The 19,028-nt window shown below is 62.4% G+C and carries 15 protein-coding genes; 7 read left to right on the forward strand and 8 right to left on the reverse strand.

Going from position 1 to position 19,028, the window contains the following annotated elements:
• Positions 1–48: 48 nt before the first annotated feature.
• Both ACVJNE_RS03730 and ACVJNE_RS03735 read right to left on the reverse strand, forming a co-directional pair.
• Positions 49–2,361 (reverse strand): putative bifunctional diguanylate cyclase/phosphodiesterase, encoded by a 2,313-nt coding sequence (locus ACVJNE_RS03730; protein WP_499563212.1) that lies wholly within the window; start codon positions 2,359–2,361, stop codon positions 49–51.
• 117 nt (positions 2,362–2,478) lie between these two features.
• Positions 2,479–5,958 carry an indolepyruvate ferredoxin oxidoreductase family protein gene (locus tag ACVJNE_RS03735; protein ID WP_499563050.1) on the reverse strand — a complete coding sequence of 1,160 codons (3,480 nt, stop codon included), beginning with the start codon at positions 5,956–5,958 and terminating at the stop codon, positions 2,479–2,481.
• Positions 5,959–6,342: 384 nt separating this feature from the next.
• On the opposite strand from ACVJNE_RS03735, the gene ACVJNE_RS03740 reads away from it, so the two are divergent.
• Both ACVJNE_RS03740 and ACVJNE_RS03745 read left to right on the forward strand, forming a co-directional pair.
• On the forward strand, positions 6,343–6,900 hold the full coding sequence (locus ACVJNE_RS03740; RefSeq protein ID WP_499563052.1) for a TRAP transporter small permease subunit: 558 nt from the start codon (positions 6,343–6,345) through the stop codon (positions 6,898–6,900).
• Entirely contained in the window at positions 6,900–8,291 is a 1,392-nt protein-coding gene (locus ACVJNE_RS03745; RefSeq protein ID WP_499563054.1) for a TRAP transporter large permease, read from the forward strand. The genes ACVJNE_RS03740 and ACVJNE_RS03745 overlap by 1 nt, the downstream gene beginning before the upstream one ends.
• Positions 8,292–8,364: 73 nt before the next feature.
• On the opposite strand, the gene ACVJNE_RS03750 is transcribed toward ACVJNE_RS03745, so the two are convergent.
• Positions 8,365–9,462: a TRAP transporter substrate-binding protein gene (locus ACVJNE_RS03750; protein ID WP_499563056.1), complete on the reverse strand. Its 1,098-nt coding sequence runs from the start codon at positions 9,460–9,462 to the stop codon at positions 8,365–8,367.
• A gap of 298 nt (positions 9,463–9,760) precedes the next feature.
• Between ACVJNE_RS03750 and ACVJNE_RS03755 the strand changes: the two genes are divergently transcribed.
• A complete protein-coding gene (locus ACVJNE_RS03755) occupies positions 9,761–10,531 on the forward strand; it encodes a gamma-glutamyl-gamma-aminobutyrate hydrolase family protein (RefSeq protein ID WP_499563058.1) in 771 nt (256 codons plus the stop codon).
• A gap of 20 nt (positions 10,532–10,551) precedes the next feature.
• On the opposite strand, the gene ACVJNE_RS03760 is transcribed toward ACVJNE_RS03755, so the two are convergent.
• From ACVJNE_RS03760 to ACVJNE_RS03780, 5 genes are all read right to left on the reverse strand, one after another.
• Positions 10,552–10,962, reverse strand: a complete 411-nt coding sequence (locus tag ACVJNE_RS03760; RefSeq protein WP_499563060.1) for a hypothetical protein — start codon at positions 10,960–10,962, stop codon at positions 10,552–10,554.
• A 62-nt stretch (positions 10,963–11,024) separates the two neighbouring features.
• On the reverse strand, positions 11,025–12,002 hold the full coding sequence (locus ACVJNE_RS03765; RefSeq protein ID WP_499563062.1) for a 2-hydroxyacid dehydrogenase: 978 nt from the start codon (positions 12,000–12,002) through the stop codon (positions 11,025–11,027).
• 109 nt (positions 12,003–12,111) lie between these two features.
• Positions 12,112–13,131, reverse strand: coding sequence for a LacI family DNA-binding transcriptional regulator (locus tag ACVJNE_RS03770; RefSeq protein WP_499563214.1), 1,020 nt, complete (start codon positions 13,129–13,131; stop codon positions 12,112–12,114).
• A gap of 77 nt (positions 13,132–13,208) precedes the next feature.
• Positions 13,209–14,150: a DMT family transporter gene (locus ACVJNE_RS03775; RefSeq protein WP_499563064.1), complete on the reverse strand. Its 942-nt coding sequence runs from the start codon at positions 14,148–14,150 to the stop codon at positions 13,209–13,211.
• A 103-nt stretch (positions 14,151–14,253) separates the two neighbouring features.
• Positions 14,254–14,730 (reverse strand): MarR family winged helix-turn-helix transcriptional regulator, encoded by a 477-nt coding sequence (locus ACVJNE_RS03780; RefSeq protein WP_499563066.1) that lies wholly within the window; start codon positions 14,728–14,730, stop codon positions 14,254–14,256.
• A 98-nt stretch (positions 14,731–14,828) separates the two neighbouring features.
• On the opposite strand from ACVJNE_RS03780, the gene ACVJNE_RS03785 reads away from it, so the two are divergent.
• The 4 genes from ACVJNE_RS03785 to ACVJNE_RS03800 all read left to right on the forward strand — a co-directional run bounded on the left by ACVJNE_RS03785 (position 14,829) and on the right by ACVJNE_RS03800 (position 19,026).
• Positions 14,829–15,602 (forward strand): creatininase family protein, encoded by a 774-nt coding sequence (locus ACVJNE_RS03785; protein ID WP_499563068.1) that lies wholly within the window; start codon positions 14,829–14,831, stop codon positions 15,600–15,602.
• Positions 15,603–15,675: 73 nt separating this feature from the next.
• Positions 15,676–16,713: a CobW family GTP-binding protein gene (locus ACVJNE_RS03790; RefSeq protein WP_499563070.1), complete on the forward strand. Its 1,038-nt coding sequence runs from the start codon at positions 15,676–15,678 to the stop codon at positions 16,711–16,713.
• Entirely contained in the window at positions 16,713–17,687 is a 975-nt protein-coding gene (locus ACVJNE_RS03795) for a WD40 repeat domain-containing protein (RefSeq protein WP_499563072.1), read from the forward strand. The genes ACVJNE_RS03790 and ACVJNE_RS03795 overlap by 1 nt, the downstream gene beginning before the upstream one ends.
• A gap of 103 nt (positions 17,688–17,790) precedes the next feature.
• Positions 17,791–19,026, forward strand: coding sequence for a putative DNA modification/repair radical SAM protein (locus tag ACVJNE_RS03800; RefSeq protein WP_499563074.1), 1,236 nt, complete (start codon positions 17,791–17,793; stop codon positions 19,024–19,026).
• The last annotated feature ends 2 nt before the right edge of the window (positions 19,027–19,028 follow it).

Genomic DNA, 19,028 nt, shown 5'->3' on the forward strand with positions numbered 1-19,028 from the left:
GAAAAGGTTAACTTTCAGCTCTGTTTGAAAAGACGAAAACGGGAATTTTCAGCCGTTGGATGCAGCGAGGGAGTCGTCGATCTGGCTGACGAAAGGCCAGGTTGTGGTCGACATCGTGTCGATACCTGAGGCCGTGAGGGCCGAGCCGAAGAGGAAACCCTGCACGAGATCCGGCTTCACGCTCAGGGCCAGAACCTTCAACTGTTCGAAGGTCTCGACCCCTTCGATCGTGACGGCAAGACCCAGCGGACGCGACAGGTTCACCACGCCCTTAAGCAGCTCGAGCGAGCGCTGATTGCGGGTCACGTCGACAAGGAAGGAGCGATCGATCTTCACCTTGTCGAGTGGAAGCGTGTGCAGATAGCTGAGGCTGGAATAGCCCGTGCCGAAATCGTCAAGCGCGATACGCACACCTAACGCTTTCAGTTGCTCGATGTAGGTTCGGGTCTGTGACTTGTCGTCCAGCAACGCGGTTTCCGTGACCTCGATCTCGAGGCGGTGCGGTGCCAGGCCGGATTTCTCCAGCGCATGGCGCACTTTGGCAATCACACTGTCATTGCGGAAATCCTTTGCCGAGAGGTTCACCGACACGCTGATCGGGTCGGGCCACCTGGAGCACTCAAGGGTAGCCGCTTCGAGCATGAAGGTGCTGATATCGGAGACGATGCCCATCTCCTCCGCCAATGGGATGAAAACCGCGGGCGAGATCGGACCGATCTCGGGGTGGTCCCACCGGCACAAGGCTTCGCAGCTCGCGATCCGCATCGTTTCCATCGAAACGATTGGCTGATAGACGACCCGCAGCCCACTGGTTTCCACGGCATGGCGCAGATCCGCCTTCATCACCTGCCGGTTGCGGAACGCCTGATCCATGGCTGCCTCGAACAGCCGCCATCCGTTCTTGCCGTTTTCCTTGGCCTTGTAGAGCGCCAGATCCGCCTTCACGATCATTGCATCCACATCGGCGTCCCTGGCCGCGGCCAGAACCGCGCCGGCACTTGTCTGGATCCGCAAGGCATGACCTGCGACATCCACGTCGCCGTTCAGGCTGGAAAATATCTCGTCGAGCAGTGCCGGGAACGCCTCTGGCTCCTGAACGTCGTTGAAGAAGATCATGAATTCGTCGCCACCGAAGCGGCTGACCCGGACATCGTCGCCCGCGAAGCGGTTCAGCCGCTCGGCAACGGCATAGATGAGCCCGTCGCCGACTGGATGTCCCAGCGTATCGTTGACGCTCTTGAAGTCATCGAGGTCGAATACTGCAAGCGCGACCTTGCGATTCTGATCCCCGGCAGCAACCGCCTCCGATACAACTTCATGGAAATAGGCGCGGTTGGGCAACCCCGTCAGGCTGTCGTAACGCGCCATGAAGCGTATCCGCTCCTCCGCCTCTATACGGGCAGTGACTTCGTCGAATGTGATGACTCCCAGTTCATCGTGGCCTTCACGCGCCGAAAACTCGAAGTAGCGTCCATCGGTCAGCCTCAGAAGAACCTTCCGATCCTTGCCGTCCCGCAACGCACGGGTGAGCTGGGTTTCTGCGTAGCGCGAATCCTTCAGGCTCAACATCCCCGCCGCCACGCCGCGCATCAGAAGCCCGCGCAACGTACGCCCCAGCAGCATGTCGGGTTTGCGCACCCCCATGAGGCCGGCGGCTTCCGCATTTGCCACCACGACCTTGCCTTCCGGGCTGAGCATGATCAGCCCCGACGACATCGTGTTGAGCGCCCGATCGAAACGCTGGGCAATCTGGTCCGCACGCTTGTGGCCTATAACAGCCGAGAACAACACTTCTCGAACGCCCTTGGCGGTGCCGGAAATGATGAAGAAGAACGGAATGATGAGCAGACCGAGAACTACGTTGAACGGGTCTGCACGCATCAGCAGACCGACCGCGATCGGCGTAACGAAGGTCAGGGAAAAGATCGCCACCATGCGGGGCGAGCCGTAGTTGCGGCCGGCCACCGTAACCATCGAGGCCATCGTAACGGCGATTGCCGACACCTCGGCATAAGGATCCGGATAGAGAAAAATGGCGATGAAGCAGAAGCTGCCGAGAGCAAGCCCCTGAATGCTGCCTTGCAGAATATATTCGCTTTCGCAGCGTTTGGCGCTTCCATAGTCACGGATGACGGCATCCTTGACCACGCGGCGCATGCTGAAATAGCGCCACACACCGACTGACGCGAGCAGCACAGCCATCCACAAGAATATGTCGTGGCCGGTCTTGATGTAGGACATGCCCGAGACGACCGCGTGACAGAACGCACCGATCAGCAGCATGTGCACGTTGTCATACAACGAGCGCACGAACTGGACGTACACGTCTCCGGGTACCTGGTCGGGCTTCACTCGGTTCATCTCGCGCGTCATGCAGTGTTTCTTCATGACACGCTTGCATTAAGAAAGACTTATGCGTGTACTTGTTTACATGCGACCTGCCGGCGAAGGCATTTCTCCATAGGCTTCCAAGGTTGGTTACTCCGCAGCCTTTAGTGTCTCATCTGACGATGGAGCATTCAGACGCGCGATCAGACGCTGCCTTTCCCCTGCCGCTCTGTCGACACTGGCTTGCTTGACATGACCATAGCCACGGATCATCGCCGGCACTGAGGCAAGTGCAGTCGCCGCCTCTATCCTGCCGGGCGCCAGTGCCTGTTTGATTGTCTCGAGATCGCCCTCATATTCGCTCAGCAGACGGCGTTCCATGCGGCGCTCGCCACTGTAGCCGAATACATCCAGGGCGGTTCCCCGCAGCCCCTTGAGGCGGGCGAGGACGGAGAACCCCTTCATCATCCACGGTCCGAAGCTGGATTTCCTCGGTTTTCCGTCAGCGTCCTTGCGACCGAGAATGGGCGGGGCGAGATGAAATTCCAGCCGGTCCCAGATTTGGAACTGGCCAGCGAGCTGTTTTTGGAAGGACCCGTCGGTGTAGAGGCGCGCGACCTCATACTCGTCCTTGATCGCCATCAGTTTGAAAAGATTGCGCGCAGCGGCCTCACTGACAGTGGTCGAGCCCGGCACCGCGCGCTCCTCCGCTTCGCGCACGGCCTGCACGGCCGAGAGGTAGCGTGCGGCATACGACCTGTTCTGATATTCCCTCAGGAATGCGGCACGGCGTTGAATGACCTCATCCAGCGTCTCGGACAATTGCCGACCAGTTGCCGCATTGCGCGACGATTCGACCAGATCGCGAACGAATTCTGGATCGTGCGCGGCGCGGCGTCCCCACCGGAACGCATCAATGTTCATCGCCACCGCCTGGCCGTTGAGCTCGATCGCTTTTTCAACTGCTTCCGCCGACAGCGGCAAACCGCCATGCTGATATGCAAAGCCGAGCATGAACATGTTGGCGCCGAGCGAATTGCCGAAAAGCACGGACGCGGTGTTGGTAGCGTCGAAGAAATGCGCCTTGTCTTCACCGGCAGCGGTACGGATCGCCTTCTTGACGCGTTCGGTCGGCAGGGAAAAGTCGGCGGATCGGGCAAAGTCGCCCGGCATCACTTCGGCCGTGTTGGCCACGAAGATCGTCTCGCCTTCGCGCACGGACGCCAGAACCTTTTTGGAGCCGGAAACGACCAGATCGCAGCCCAGCACGAGATCGGCCTTGCCGGCAGAAACGCGAATGGCCTGGATGTCTTCCGGCGCATTGGCGATGCGCACATGTGAAAAAACGGCACCGCCCTTCTGCGCCAGTCCTGCCATGTCGATCATGCCGCAGCCCTTGCCCTCCAGATGCGCGGCCATGCCCAGCACCGCCCCTACGGTCACGACGCCGGTACCGCCGATACCGTCGATGATCGAAGACCACCCCTGTTTTCCGAGCGTGAACAGTGCCGGCTCGGGGACACCGTCTAGCGGGTTTGCCCTTCCAGCAACGCCTTCCGCCCTACGGATCTTCGCGCCATGCACAGTCACGAAAGAGGGGCAGAACCCGTTGACGCAGGAAAAATCCTTGTTGCACGACGACTGATCGATCCGCCGCTTGCGGCCGAACTCCGTTTCCACCGGCTGCACCGAAACGCAGTTGGAAGCGACACCGCAGTCGCCACAACCTTCACAGACAAGCTCGTTGATGATGACGCGCTTGTCCGGGTCCGGAAACGTGCCCCGCTTGCGCCGGCGCCGCTTTTCCGCCGCGCAGGTCTGGTCGTAAAGCAGCACCGAAACGCCCTTCACATCGCGCAGCTCGCGCTGCACGGAGTCGAGATCATCGCGATGATGAATCGTTGCGCCGGTCGGAAACTGCGCGCGGCCGGCATATTTTTCCGGCTCGTCGGTGACGACAGCGATGCGTTCGACGCCTTCGGCACGCACCTGATTGGCGATCATGTCCGCCGAAAGATTGCCCTCATGCGGTTGCCCGCCCGTCATCGCGACGGCATCGTTGTAGAGGATCTTGTAGGTGACGTTTGCGTTGCTGGCGACCGCGAAGCGCAGGGCGAGCGACCCCGAGTGATTGTAGGTGCCATCGCCAAGGTTCTGGAACATGTGTCCGCGCTTCGAGAACGGCGCCTGGCCAACCCATTGCGCTCCCTCGCCGCCCATCGCCGTGAAACCCACGGTCGAGCGGTCCATCCAGAGCGCCATGAAATGGCAACCGATGCCGGCTGCGGCCATTGATCCCTCAGGCACCTTGGTCGACGAGTTATGCGGGCAGCCGGAGCAGAAATAGGGCGTACGGCTGGCGACGTCGGTCGTATCCGCCAGCATCGCCTGGAACTGGCGCAACCGGCTGACCTTCGCAGCGATCTCCTCCGAATGGCCGACCGTTTTGAGGATGCGTTCGCCGAGCGCAATGGCAATGTCGTTCAGGTCGAGCGCGCCAGCTGCCTGGAACAGGGTTGCGCCGCGTTCGTCCTTCTTGCCGACGACGGTCGGGCGGTTAGACGTATCGTAGAGATTCTCGCGAACCTGCGTCTCCAGAAGCGAGCGCTTCTCCTCAACGACGACGATCGTTTCAAGGCCCCGGGCGAATTCCGCGATATGTGCGTAATCCAGCGGCCAGGGACAGGCCACTTTGAATAGGCGCACGCCAAGGCGGTTCGCCTCGGCTTCGCCGATGCCAATGTCATCGAGCGCCTGCCTGACGTCCAGATAGCTCTTGCCGATGGTGAGGATGCCGATCTTCGGGTTCTTGCCGCCCGAATAGACGATACGGTTGAGCCCGTTTGCTTGAATGAAAGCGCTTGCCGCCGCGCGCTTGTAGTCGTGCAGCCGGCTCTCCTGCGCGAACTGGTCGAGCTCGTGGCGAATATTGAGCCCGCCCGCCGGCATGTCGATCTCCGGCAGGATGATGTTCAGCCGGTCGAGCGATACGTCTACGGAAGCAGTCGATTCGATGTTGTCCTTGACGCATTTGATCGCCGACCAGGTGCCGGCGAAACGCGACAGCGCATAGCCGTAGAGGCCGTAGTCGATCAGCTCCTGCACACCCGCCGGATTGAAGATTGGCACCATGGCATCGACGAACGCGAATTCGGTCGCGTGGGCATTGGTCGACGATTCCGCCGTATGGTCGTCGCCCATCAGCGCCAGCACACCGCCATGCTTCGAGGAACCAGCCAGATTGGCATGCCGGAACACGTCGCCCGTCCGGTCGACGCCGGGTCCCTTGCCGTACCAGAGGGCGAACACGCCGTCATGTTTGCCTTCGCCAAGAAGCTCGGTCTGCTGCGTGCCCCAGCACGCAGTCGCCGCCAGTTCCTCATTCAGGCCGGGCTGGAAGACGATGTCTGATTCCTGGAGCTGCTGCTTTGCGCGCCAGAGCTGCTGATCGAGCCCGCCCAATGGAGAGCCGCGATAACCTGAGATGAAGCCGGCCGTCGAAAGACCGGCGCGCCGGTCCCGTTCGCGCTGCATCATCAGCATGCGGATGACCGCCTGGGCGCCTGATATGAAGATGCGCTCTTTGGAAAGGTCGAATTTGTCGTCGAGCGCGACTTCGTGCAGCGTCATCAACGTCCTCCTCGTGGGTAGCCGCCCGTGCGTCGGAGCGCGGAGCGTGGCGTGCCGTCACTTCAGTGTTTCTGCCCGAACCGCCTCCGTCAAACGAAATCGCCTGAGCCAGCCAAAGTGCGCTTGCCGACCCTGCTCTTCGCAGAAAAGCCCAGCCCATTGCTTTCCAAGCCTCCGTCAACCTGCTAATGCGCCGGGACAAAATGGCCAGCCCGCGTGTCCTGACGGGAGTCGCAGGCTTGTCAAAAAGAACGAAAAACGTCTAGGGGAACGCATTTCCGGCATCGCCGCCGGACGTGCCACAAGGGAGCCTGCGATGGCACGCCGCGTGCTGCGCCACCACCATGTTCTTCATCACGGGATCGAGGTTCGGAGACGGAACCCATGAAAGTCCTTGCTGCCATCGTCCAGATCATCAACGCGATAAATCGAGTGGTCGGCAACGTCTTCTCGTGGCTGTCGCTTGCCATCGTGCTGGTCTGCTTCACCGTCGTCGTTCAGCGCTATGCGCTCGCCACAACACATCTGTGGATGCAGGACCTCTATGTCTGGCTCAACGGCGCCATGTTCACGGCCGTCGCCGGCTTTGCTTTGCTGCGCAACGACCATGTTCGCGTGGACATCTTCTACCGCCCGGCCGATCCCGAACGAAAAGCGCTGATCGATCTCATCGGCGTGGTGTTCTTCCTGATGCCGTTCGCCTGGATCGTCTATGCCTATGGCTGGAACTTCATCACCCGTTCCTGGCGGCTTTATGAAGGTTCGGCAAATGTCGGCGGCATGCCGGGCCTCTTCATCCTCAAGAGCTTCATCCTGGTCTTCGCCTTCGTGATCGCCATACAGGGCATCTCCATGGCCTTGCGCTCTATTCTGGTTCTGACGCGCAACGACCATCTCCTTCCCGCCGACTATCGCTACGAAACCCAGCAGGAGAACCATTGATGGATCTCGTCCTTCTCGGCGAGATCTTCGCCGGCCTGATGTTCTTTGGAATCATCGGCTTCCTGATGCTCGGCTTCCCGGTGGCGTTCACGCTCGCCGGCGTGTCGCTGATGTTCGGCCTTGTCGGCATGTGGTTCGGCGTGTTCGACCCTTCGAACTTCGGCGCACTGGCCAATCGTTATATCGGCTTCATGACCAACGAGGTGCTGGTCGCCGTTCCGCTGTTCATCTTCATGGGTGTCATGCTCGAGCGCTCGAAGATTGCGGAGCAGCTTCTACTCACCATGGGCAAGCTGTTCGGCAACATGCGCGGCGGCCTGGGGATGTCCGTCATCATCGTCGGCGCGCTTCTGGCGGCATCGACCGGCGTGGTTGGCGCGACCGTCGTTACCATGGGCCTCATCTCTCTGCCGGCCATGCTGCGCGCCGGCTACGACCCCAAACTCGCCTGCGGCGTCATCTGTGCTTCGGGCACACTGGGTCAGATCATCCCGCCGTCCACCGTGCTCATCTTCATGGGCGACATGCTCGCCGGCATCAATGCCCAGGTGCAGATGGCAAAGGGCAATTTCGCGCCCACCCCGGTATCGGTGGGGGACCTGTTCGCAGGCGCGATTCTGCCAGGCCTCCTTCTGGTTGGCCTCTATCTGGGGTGGATGGTCTTCAAGGCGATCTTCTCGCCCGAATCCTGCCCAGCCACGCCAGTTCCGACTGAAGAAAAACAGCACCTTGCGCGGGAAGTCGTTGTCGCGCTTGTTCCACCGCTGGCGCTCATCGCAGCGGTGCTTGGCTCGATCCTCGGCGGCATCGCGACGCCGACCGAAGCGGCCTCCGTGGGCGCCGTGGGTTCTATGGTCCTGGCCGCCCTGCGCTGGCGGCTATCGTTCCGCGTGCTTCGCGAAGCCGCGATCGCAACGGCGACCATCACCTCGATGGTTTTCATCATCCTCTTCGGCGCGTCGGTGTTCTCGATCGTCTTCCGCCTGATGGGCGGCGACAATCTGGTTCACGAGTTTCTGGCCAACCTGCCGGGCGGCGTTGTCGGCGCCGTCATCGTCGTAATGGCGATCATGTTCCTGCTCGGCTTCATCCTCGACACGTTCGAGATCATCTTCATCGTGATCCCGATTACCGCCCCTATCCTCCTCGACCTCGGTGTCGATCCGGTCTGGCTCGGCGTTCTTGTGGGCATGAACCTGCAGACGAGCTTCCTGACACCGCCTTTCGGCTTCGCCCTGTTCTACCTGCGTGGGGTTGCACCCGACAACGTGACCACGGGCATGATCTACCGCGGCGCCATTCCGTTCGTGCTGCTTCAGGTCGTGGCGCTGGCGCTGATGTTCCTGGTGCCCGGTCTCGCGACGTGGCTGCCGCGCCTGCTTTACAGCTAGGACGGCATTCGCACAGGCCAGCAAAAAGGCCCGGGATCGCTCCCGGGCCTTTCTTTTGCGATACGTTGACGGCTTAGATCTTGAAGTACTTCTCGCGAGCCTGGATAAAGAGCGAGTCTGTACCCTGCGTCTTCTCGCGAACGATGTTGAGCGAAGAGACGAAGCTCTCGGCGGTCTTCTTCGTCAGCGCATCGCTGGAATCCAGCAGGCCCTGCATGATCTCCTTGGCCGCATTGGCGCCGGCCTCGAGGATCTCTTCGGGGAACTGACGCACCTGCACGCCGTGGTCGTTGACCAACGTCTGCAGCGCGCGCGGATCGTTGGCCGCGAAGTCAGCGGCAACCGCGTCGTATTCCGCCTGGGAGCAGTCGCGGACGATCGCCTGCAGGTCGGCCGGCAGTGCCTGGTATTTCGCCTTGTCGACGACCAGCTCGGTTGCAAGGCCCGGCTCGACGAAGCTCGGGAAGTAGTAGTTTTTGGCAACCTGGTAGAAACCGAGCGCGAGGTCATTGTAGGGGCCGACAAACTCGGCCGCATCGAGCGTACCGGTCTGCAGCGCCTGGAAGATTTCGCCGGCTGCCATGTTGGTCACGGATGCGCCAAGCTTCTCCCACACCTGGCCACCGAGGCCCGGCGTGCGGAAGCGCAGGCCCTTGACCGAGTCGACGCCGGTAAGCTCGTTGCGGAACCAGCCGCCGGCCTGCGTACCCGTATCGCCAGACAGGAAGCCCTGAACGCCGAACTGGTCGTAAATCTCGTCCCAGATCTCCTGGCCGCCCATGTAGCGAACCCAGGCGGTAAGCTCGCGCGAGGTCATGCCGTAGGGGACGCCGGTGAAGAACGACAGGGCCGTGCTCTTGTTCTGCCAGTAATAGGCAGCACCATGGCTCATCTCGGCCGAGCCTTCGATCACCGCGTCAAGTGCCTGCAGCGGCGGCACCATCTCGCCGGCGGCAAAGACCTGGATGGTCAGCCGACCACCGGACGCTGCGGTGATGCGGTCGGCCAGACGCTGCGCGCCCACGCCGAGGCCAGGAAAATTCTTCGGCCAGGTAGTAACCATGCGCCACGTCTGGTTGCCCTGCGCAATGGCCGGCGCGGCAAGCGTGGAAGCGGCGACAGCGCCGGCTCCGGCAAAGCCGGCCTTCTTGATGAATGAACGACGATCCATGAAGTAACCTCCCAAATATGGAACGGATCTTTGAAGATACGGAACTCGGAACCGGATCGCACATGATGTACGCCCTCCCCCGAAGCCGGCGCGTATAAATACACGGGCAAACTGCCAAGTCCAGCAGCGCGAAACAACGGCGTTCGATTGCCTTGCGGTTGTGCAGCGGGCTCTACTGCACGTTTTCGGGCAGTATGCTCCAGCCGTCGGCGACGCTTGGAAATCCGCAAGAACGGAGCTAGATGTATGTGACAGTTTCCAGCTTGAGAAGCCGGCTTTCCGGCAACCGGAACCAACAATGCGCCAACCGCTAATTGCCGTATCGACCGACGTTCGCCAATTCGAAAACTACACCTGGCATGCAGCTCCCCAGCAATATCTGGACGCAGCGCTGTCTGCGGCGGGCGTTCTTCCGATGATGATTCCGTCCTTTGGCGACCGGCTCGATCTGGACGAGCTTCTATCGTCGGTGCACGGCGTCATGGTCACAGGCTCGAAATCGAATGTGCATCCGTCGCTCTATGGCGGTGACGCCAGCGAGGCGAACGGGCCGTATGACGAGGCACGCGACGCAACCACACTGCCGCTCATTCGGCTCGCGATCGAGCGCGGTGTGCCGCTACTCGCCATCTGCCGGGGCATCCAGGAGCTCAACGTCGCGCTCGGCGGCACGCTGGCCACGGAAATCCAGGATCAGGACGGCATGCTCGATCACCGCGCGCCCGCGAGCGACAATCAGGATGAGCGCTTCGCCATCCGCCAGCCGGTATCGATCAAGCCCGGCACCTGCCTTGCAGGTGTGTTTGGAGCCGGCGAGATCATGGTGAACTCAGTTCACCGTCAGGCAGTCGGGCGGCTGGGCGAGCGGCTTCAGGTCGAGGCCGTGGCCGAGGACGGAACGGTCGAGGCGGTCTCGGTCGTCGGAGCACGTGCCTTTGCGGTCGGTGTGCAGTGGCATCCGGAATACTGGGCAAAGAGCGACGACAACTCGGCGCGCATCTTCCGCGCCTTCGGCGACGCGGTGCGGCTGCATGCGGCCGACCCGTCGGGACGGCTGGCCGCGGAATAGAATTCTGCCGGCTTGTGGGTTCAGTCCACCGCGAGCAGCGTCATGATCGGCTGGCGCGGTGCGTAGGAAACGAAGGCCGCGCCGTCTGCTACGGCAAACTCGGCAACCACCCCGCCATCATCCTTCACGAATGCAATGGACCCATCATCGCGGTCCTGCCACCAGCGCGCAGCATTCAGGTTGCCGCCAAGGGCCGGGCATTGCGCACCAAAACGCAGCGGCCGCCTGTCTTCCAAACCAGGAACCTCGGTAGCGATAAGCACGCAGGCGTCGTCAACGCCGCCCGCATGAAGGCGGAAGCGAACCTCGCTCCTGGCGGAAATGCTGCCCGTAATGGCGTCCATGTCCGGCGCGACAGGCGCGGCCTTGGACCCTGGCGCCAGGATGCCCAGTGCCATCAACAGGATCGCGCCGGTTTTCGTCATGCTCATCGGACTCCCTCTGCCCTGCAAGGACAGAAGGATTGGCATTCATGGTTAACGAAGCTTTAAGATCAGCGTGTCGGCAACGGAACGTCGCGGGTTTCCGCGACCGGCGTCATCACCTCGCCGCGCTCGAACCAGGCGAACAGATTGTCGGCGACGAGATCCGCCATCGCCTGTCTCGTATGAACGGTCGCGGAGCCGACATGCGGCAGGAGTGAAGCGTTCTCGGCCTTGAGCAGACCTTCCGGAACGTTCGGTTCGTCAGCGAACACGTCGAGACCGGCGGCCAAGATGGTTCCATCTGCGAGCGCCTTGGCCAGCGCATCCTCGTCGACGGTCGAGCCACGCCCGATATTGACGAACACGCCATTGCTGCCAAGGGCAGCCAGAACTTCAGCGTTCACGACCTTTTCGGTCGACGCGCCGCCCGGCGCGATGGAAACGAGCGTATCGACGTTGCGCGCCAGGTCGACCAGCGTCGGATAGTAGGTGTAATCCACCCCGTCGACGGGGCGGCGATTGTGGTAGCTAATCGGAAGACCGAACGCCTCGATCCGCCGAGCTATCGCCTGCCCGATCCGGCCAAGGCCGAAAATGCCGACCGAGCGCCCACGCAGCGTACCGCGCGTCAGCGGATAATTCCCGTCCTTCACCCACTTGCCCGCGCGCAGCCACGCCTCGGCCTGCGGCAATTCGCGCACCGTGTTGAGAAGCAGCCCCAACGCGGTGTCGGCAACCTCCTCCGTAAGCACGTCGGGCGTATTGGTGACCATCACGCCGGCCGACCCGGCGTGCTTGGCATCGACATGGTCATAGCCGACGCCGAAGCTGGCGACGATCTCGAGATTGGGCAGGGCATCGATGAAGGCTGCATCGACGCGCGTCATCACCGCCGCGCCCCTGATCCTCGCGCGTACGTCATCGCTCAGCAATGCTGGGTCGGCACGGTCCGCCGTAACGACGTTGAACGCCTCCGATATGCGTCCGACCGCATGCGGATGGAGCTTGCCGGGGATGAGGATGGTTACGTCGTCGGTCGCTGCCAAGGTTGTGGCTCCCTCTTGCATCGTGATTGTGGATCGGTTGTCAGCGTAGGCAGTGGCCGGAGGTCAGGCAAGCCCTCCCGAACCGGCCAACCGGCAGCACTTTCTGGGGTCAGCGCTCCACCGGCTTGCCGGTCGACTGCCGCACATGCAGTTCCGGCCGGATGAGCTCCTGCCCGCCATGCACCTCGACACCGTTGAGCCGGTCGAGCAACGTACGCGCCGCCCGGCGGCCCACTTCGCGCTGCCCGTTCCAGACGGTGGTTAGGGCCGGCGTGGCGATGGCCGCTTCCTCCAGATCGTCGTAGCCGGTAACCGAGACGTCGACGCCCGGCACCAGCCCGGCGCGCGCAATGCCGTTCATCAGGCCGATCGCCACCAGGTCGTTCCAGCACACCGCCGCCGTGGGCTTGTCCTTGAGCGCGAGGAATTGCTGCGACGCCTCGAAGCCGGCCTGCTTGGTGCGGGGTCCGGAAATACGCCAGCGCGTCTCGACCGGGAGCCCGGCGGCCTCCATGGCCATGACATAACCGCGATAGCGGTCGCGACCGGTTGACGTCTGGTCGGTGCCGCCGATCATCGCGATGCGGCGATGCCCCAACGAGATCAGGTGGTTTGTCGCAAGACCGATGCCGTAGGCGTCGTCGCCGCGGAAGACGGGCACATCGGCGTCCTCGACCGACCGAGCGATCAGCACCGCCGGCAAACCGTTGGCCTCGGCAAGCTGGATATCGGCCGCGGGCGTGCCGATGGCCGGCGACATGATGACACCGTCGGCGCCCAATTGCAGCAGGGTGTCGATGAAGGTCCGCTGCTTCTCGAGCTGGTCATAGTGGTTCGAAAGCAGGAAGGTCTGCCGGCTGCGGTCGAGCTCGCTTTCGATCGATCGCAGGATCTCGGCGAAGAACGGATTCATGATGTCGTGCACGACGACGCCGACGATGCCCGAGCGCGACGTGCGCAGGCTGGCCGCCCGGCGATTGTAGATATAGCCGATCGTGCGCGCGTGCTCCTTGATGCGCTCCCGTGTGGCATCGGCCACCAGCGGACTGTCGCGCAGCGCCAGCGATACAGTGGCGGTCGACACGTTCAACGCTTCCGCGATCGTCGAAAGCTTGATCTTCTGAGCCAGGGACCCCTCCTCCCGACAGGCGCGGCGATACGTCTTTAAACGGTTTAAAGAACCCTATGCCATCCGCAGCCGGCATTTCAAAGCTTTTTTGCCAGCTCCTGGGTTTCGCTGTTCGGCGCGGTGCGGCTTGCAAGCCGCAGCCGGTGCTCGCGATGGACGATATAGAGGCCGCTGGACACGATGATCCCGGCGCCAGCGAGCGTCCACCAATCGGGCAGGTCCGAAAACACGAGGTATCCGAGCGCGATCATCCAGATCATCTGCGAATAGGGGTAAGGCGCAAGCGCCGTGGTAGTCGCCTGCTTGTAGGCCCGGATAAGCAAATAGTGCCCAAACGCGCCGATGGCGCCAAGCCCGAAGAGCAGCACCCAATGCAGCGGCTCCTGCGGGATCGACCCGTAGAGCGGCACAAAGGGAAACATCAGCACCGTTGGCGCAAGCGCGGAATAGAAGATCAGGCTCGCCGATGTCTCCGTCGCCCCCATGTGCCGGGTCATGATGACGTAGAAGCTGTAGCTTGCCATCGACATCAGCGCAAAAACGTGACCGGTGCCGAAGGTGCCCAGGCCCGGCCGGGTGATCACCAGCACGCCGAGGAGACCGACCAGCACGGCGAGCCAGCGCCGCCAGCCAGCCCATTCGCCAAGCAGAGGGCCGGCAAGCGCGGTGATCACCATCGGCGCGAAAAAGTAGATCGAGATCGTCTCGGCGAGTTGCAGCGTCTGCAGCGCTAGGAAATTGAAGACCGTCGAACCGAAAAGGAACACGCCGCGCACGATCTGCCTGGGCAGGCTCTGCGCGCGGAACATGGCCGGGTTCGACCATGCCCGGAACAGGATCATCACCAGCACGAGGTGGATGGCGAAACGCATCCAGGCGAGGAATGGGGCGGCCATGCCCTGCTGCACGAGATATTTCGCGCTTGCATCCAGGAAGGCGAACGAGAAACAGGCGGACAGCACGAGCAGAATGGCCGAGGTGGGCGTAGCCGCCTCCGGATTGCTTTGCTGCTGGGTCAATGCGTGTGGCCGAACATCATGGGAGCTTCATGCGCTTCTTCGACCAAGGGGGCCTGTGGCGCAAGAAAAAACTGCATGAACATACGACGATTGGCCAGGCCTACTATTCGTCGGCGTCGTCAGCTTCCTCGTGATCTTCCGCAACGATCGCGCCGTTGGACAGGTTGGCTTCGATGCGGCCGAGCAGCTTGACCAGAGCCTTCTGCTCTTTCTTGTCGAGACCCTTGAGTGCCTGCTTCTCCGTCTTGCGCACTGCCTTCTCGATCGCGCGGATCGCGCCGCGACCATCTTCTGTCAGGAAGACGTTGGCCTGGCGCGCATCGGTCTCCGAAGCGCGCTTTTCCACATAGCCCTGGGTCTGGAGGCGGTTGATCGTCTTGGTCACCGTGGGTGGTCGCACGCCGAGCTTTATAGCCAGTTGACCCGGCGTCTGGCCGTCCTCGCGATCCAGCGCAATCATGATCTGGTCCTGGCCGGCGTAAAAGCCGTGCGACAGGAGACGCGCCGCCAGCGCTGTGCGTGAAAGCCGCGCCGCCGAATGAAGCTGCGCCATCGCAGCCGCCTTGCCAGGTTTAGCCATCGACGTTTTCCCCTCGCTTTCGCATTGCCTGAGGGCCGCGGGACACGCTAGCCTGACCTCAACGCGACGAAGCCATGGCATAGCCACATAACAGAAACATGACAGCCAGCGAAACAAATCGTGCCGGCGTTCGATCCATAGCCGTGCTGCCGCTTGGCGCCACGGAACAACACGGCCCGCACCTGCCCTTCGAGACCGACACCATCATCGCCGAGGGCGTGGCCACGCGCGTCGCGAGCCTGCTGCCAGCGGGCGTGGAAGTGCACTTCCTGCCCGTCGAGCCAGTCGGCTATTCGATAGAACACCTGGATGTCGCCGGCACCCGGACGTTGACATTCGACGAAGCAGTAAGGCGATGGATCGGCATAGGCGAGGCGTGCCACCGGCAGGGCTGTCGCCGCTTCGTCATGCTCAACGCCCATGGCGGCAACTCCCCGCTGATGACGATCGTCGCAACCGAACTGCGCGTACGGTTCAACATGCTGGCGGTAGCGACGAGCTGGACGCGTTTCGGCTGTCCACCAGACCTGGTTTCGCCGGAAGAAAAAGCGCTCGGCATCCATGGCGGCTTCATCGAGACCAGCGTCATGCTGGCGTTGCGTCCCGACCTGGTCGACATGAGCAAGGCGCGCAATTTCACGTCCATGCAGGCAGTCTATGAGCGGGAGTTTTCGCATCTTCGCGCCTATGGCCCCCACGCCTTTGGCTGGAAGATGAGCGATCTGTCGCCGGATGGCGTCGTCGGCAACGCCGCCGCGGCTAATGCCGAGGCCGGCGAGATGATCCTCGATCATGCCGCGAAAGGCATTATCGAATTGCTGGAGGATGTCGCACGCTTCGACCTGCGGATCCTGGGTTCGAACCCCGCATAATCCCCGGTGCAATCCGGTCGCCGACGTCCTATATGGACGCCACGACCCTTCATTCCTTGCGCGAGAGGCATCCATGGCGCAGACACAGACCCAAATTCCGGTGACAGTTCTCACCGGCTATCTCGGCTCCGGCAAGACGACCCTGCTCAACCGCATCCTCACGGAAGATCACGGCAAGCGTTACGCCGTCATCGTCAACGAGTTCGGCGAGATCGGCATCGACAACGACCTGATCGTGGAATCCGACGAGGAAATCTACGAGATGAACAATGGCTGCATCTGCTGCACGGTGCGCGGCGACCTGATCCGCACCGTCGAGGGCCTGATGCGCCGTCCGGGCCGCTTCGATGCGATCCTGGTCGAGACGACCGGTCTCGCCGATCCCGCGCCGGTCGCGCAGACCTTCTTCATGGACGACGACGTGCGGTCCAAGACCAAGCTCGACGCCGTCGTCGCGCTTGTGGACGCCAAGCACTTGCCGCTGCGCCTGAAGGATTCAAAAGAGGCGGAAGACCAGATCGCGTTCGCCGATGTCGTGGTGCTCAACAAGACCGACCTCGTCACCGAGGACGAGTTGCGCGACGTCGAAGCCGCCGTGCGCGCCATCAACCCGTCGGCGAAGATCCACAAGACCGAGCGCTCGGGCGTTGCGCTGAACGAAGTGCTCGACCGCGGCGCGTTCGATCTGTCGCGGGCACTCGACAACGACCCGCATTTCCTGGACGCGCACGATCATGACCACGATCACGAATGCGGGCCTGATTGCGATCACGATCACGGCCATCATCACCATCACGGCGTTTCGCCGATCCACGATGTCGGCGTGACCTCGATCTCGCTGCGCGGCGGCGAAATGGACCCGAAGAAGTTCTTCCCGTGGCTGGAGAAGACCACCCAGATGGACGGACCGAACATCCTGCGGCTCAAGGGCATCATCGCGCTCAAGGACGACCCGGACCGTTATGTGGTGCAGGGCGTTCACATGATCCTCGAAGGCGACCATCAGCGCGCCTGGAAGGATGACGAACGGCATGAGAGCCGGCTGGTTTTCATCGGCCGCGAACTCGACGGCGAACGCCTCAAGCGCACCTTCGAGGCGTGCCAGGCCTGATGCCCACAGTCGCTCCTCTCGACCTCGACGGCCATTGCGTCGCCGCCTGCTGGCTCGCCGGCATTCCCCATTTCGCGCTCGCAGACGGTGTTGTCCACCGGCTCGACAACGGCCACAAATGGGTGGAAGCGCATGACGGTTTGCTGGCCGCGGCACCCGACGCCGATGGCAAGCGGCTTGTAACCGGCGGCGAGGACGGCAAGGTCCTCGACATCGGCGCCGACGGCTCGATCGAGCAGGTCGCCGAGATCGGTCGCAAGTGGATGACGAGCGTTGCGACCGGCCCACGCGGTGCCGTTGCCTTTGCCAGCGGCAAGACGGCAGGGGTGAAATTGCCTGACGGCAAGCTCAAGGAACTGGTCCATCCGCGCAGCGTCGAAGGGCTGGCCTTCGCCCCGAAGGGCATGCGCATCGCGGTCGCCCGCTACAATGGTGCCACGCTGCACTTTCCGGCGGCAGACGGCAAGCCGACGGAGCTCGAATGGGCCGGCGCCCATACCGGCGTCACCTTCTCGCCCGACGGCAATTTCCTCGTCACCACCATGCAGGAGAACGCGCTCCATGGCTGGAAGCTGGCCGACGGCAAGCACATGCGCATGGCAGGCTACCCTTCCAAGGTGAAGTCGCTGTCGTGGAGCGCCAAGGGCCGCTGGCTGGCGAGTTCGGGCGCGCCCGCAGCCGTGGTGTGGCCGTTCCTCACGAAGGACGGCCCTATCGGCAAGGCGCCGGTGGAATTGGGCACGCGCGGCGACGCCATGGTCACGGCAGTGTCGTTCCACCCGACCGACGAGATCGTGGCAATCGGCTATGCCGACGGCATGGTGCTTGCCGGCCGCGTCGCCGACCAGAAGGAAGTGCTGCTGCGCCGCGCTGGCAATGGCGCGGTGACATCCATGGCGTGGGATGCCGAAGGACGTCGGATCGCCTTCGGCACCGAAACGGGTGACTGCGGCGTCATCGACGTGGCGGGCTGATTATTCCACCGAGCAGGCGATTTGGCCGGTGAAACGCGCTGGCGATTGCGCAACTACGTCAAAGTGAATAGACGCGAGCCGTGCCGGAACATATCATGAACATATGCCCAAGCTCTCGACACGCGAAAAACTCGCCATTCTCGCCGATGCAGCCAAGTACGATGCGTCCTGCGCCTCTTCCGGTGCGGCGGGCCGCAATTCGCTCAAGACGAAGGGCATCGGCTCGACGGAAGGCAGCGGCATCTGCCATTCCTACGCGCCGGACGGGCGCTGCATCTCGCTGCTGAAGATACTTCTGACGAATTTCTGCATCTATGACTGCGCCTATTGCGTGAATCGCTCGTCGTCGAATGTGAAGCGGGCACGGTTCACGGTCGACGAGGTCGTCAATCTCACGCTGGATTTCTACAAGCGCAACTATATCGAAGGGCTTTTCCTGTCCTCCGGCGTGATCCGTTCACCCGACGAGACGATGGCCGAAATGGTGGAGATCGCACGCCGCCTGCGCATCGATCACGCTTACCAGGGATACATCCATCTCAAGACCATTCCCGAGGCGAGCGATGAGCTGGTCGAGCAGGCAGGCGTTTATGCCGACCGGCTGTCCATCAACGTAGAACTGCCGACCGACGCCGGTGTCCAGCAGCTCGCGCCGCAGAAGAAGCCGGAGACAATCCGCGTTTCGATGGCGCGTCTGCGCTCGAGGATCGACGAGCGGTCAGAGCCGACGATGCGCACGAAGAAGCGCGCCCGCTTCGTGCCCGGCGGTCAGTCCACGCAAATGATCGTCGGTGCGGATGCCACGACCGATGCCGACATCCTCTCCACCTCGGCGCGGCTCTATGCGGGCTACCGGCTTCGCCGCGTCTACTATTCGGCGTTCAGCCCGATACCGGATTCGTCGGCCGTCCTGCCGCTGGTGAAGCCGCCGCTGATGCGCGAGCACCGGCTTTATCAGGCCGATTGGTTGATGCGGTTCTATGGCTTCGAGCGTCAGGAGATAACCGCCGGTCGAGCCGATGGCATGCTCGACCTCGAAGTCGATCCCAAGCTGGCATGGGCCCTGGCCAACCGGCAAATGTTCCCACTCGACGTGAACCGGGCGCCGCGTGAACTGCTGCTGCGCGTACCAGGCCTGGGCGCGAAGGTGGTGGACAGGATGCTCGCCGTGCGCCGCCATCAACGGCTTCGCATCGAAGACCTGGGACGCCTGTGCGCATCCATCGCCAAGGTGCGCCCCTTCATCGTCGCCGACGGCTGGTCGCCGCGCTCGCTGCCCGACGAGGAAAACCTGCGTGCCCGGCTGACACCGCCCGCACGACAGCTCAGCCTGTTCTGACC

This window comes from Mesorhizobium sp. DxT (genome assembly GCF_058448885.1).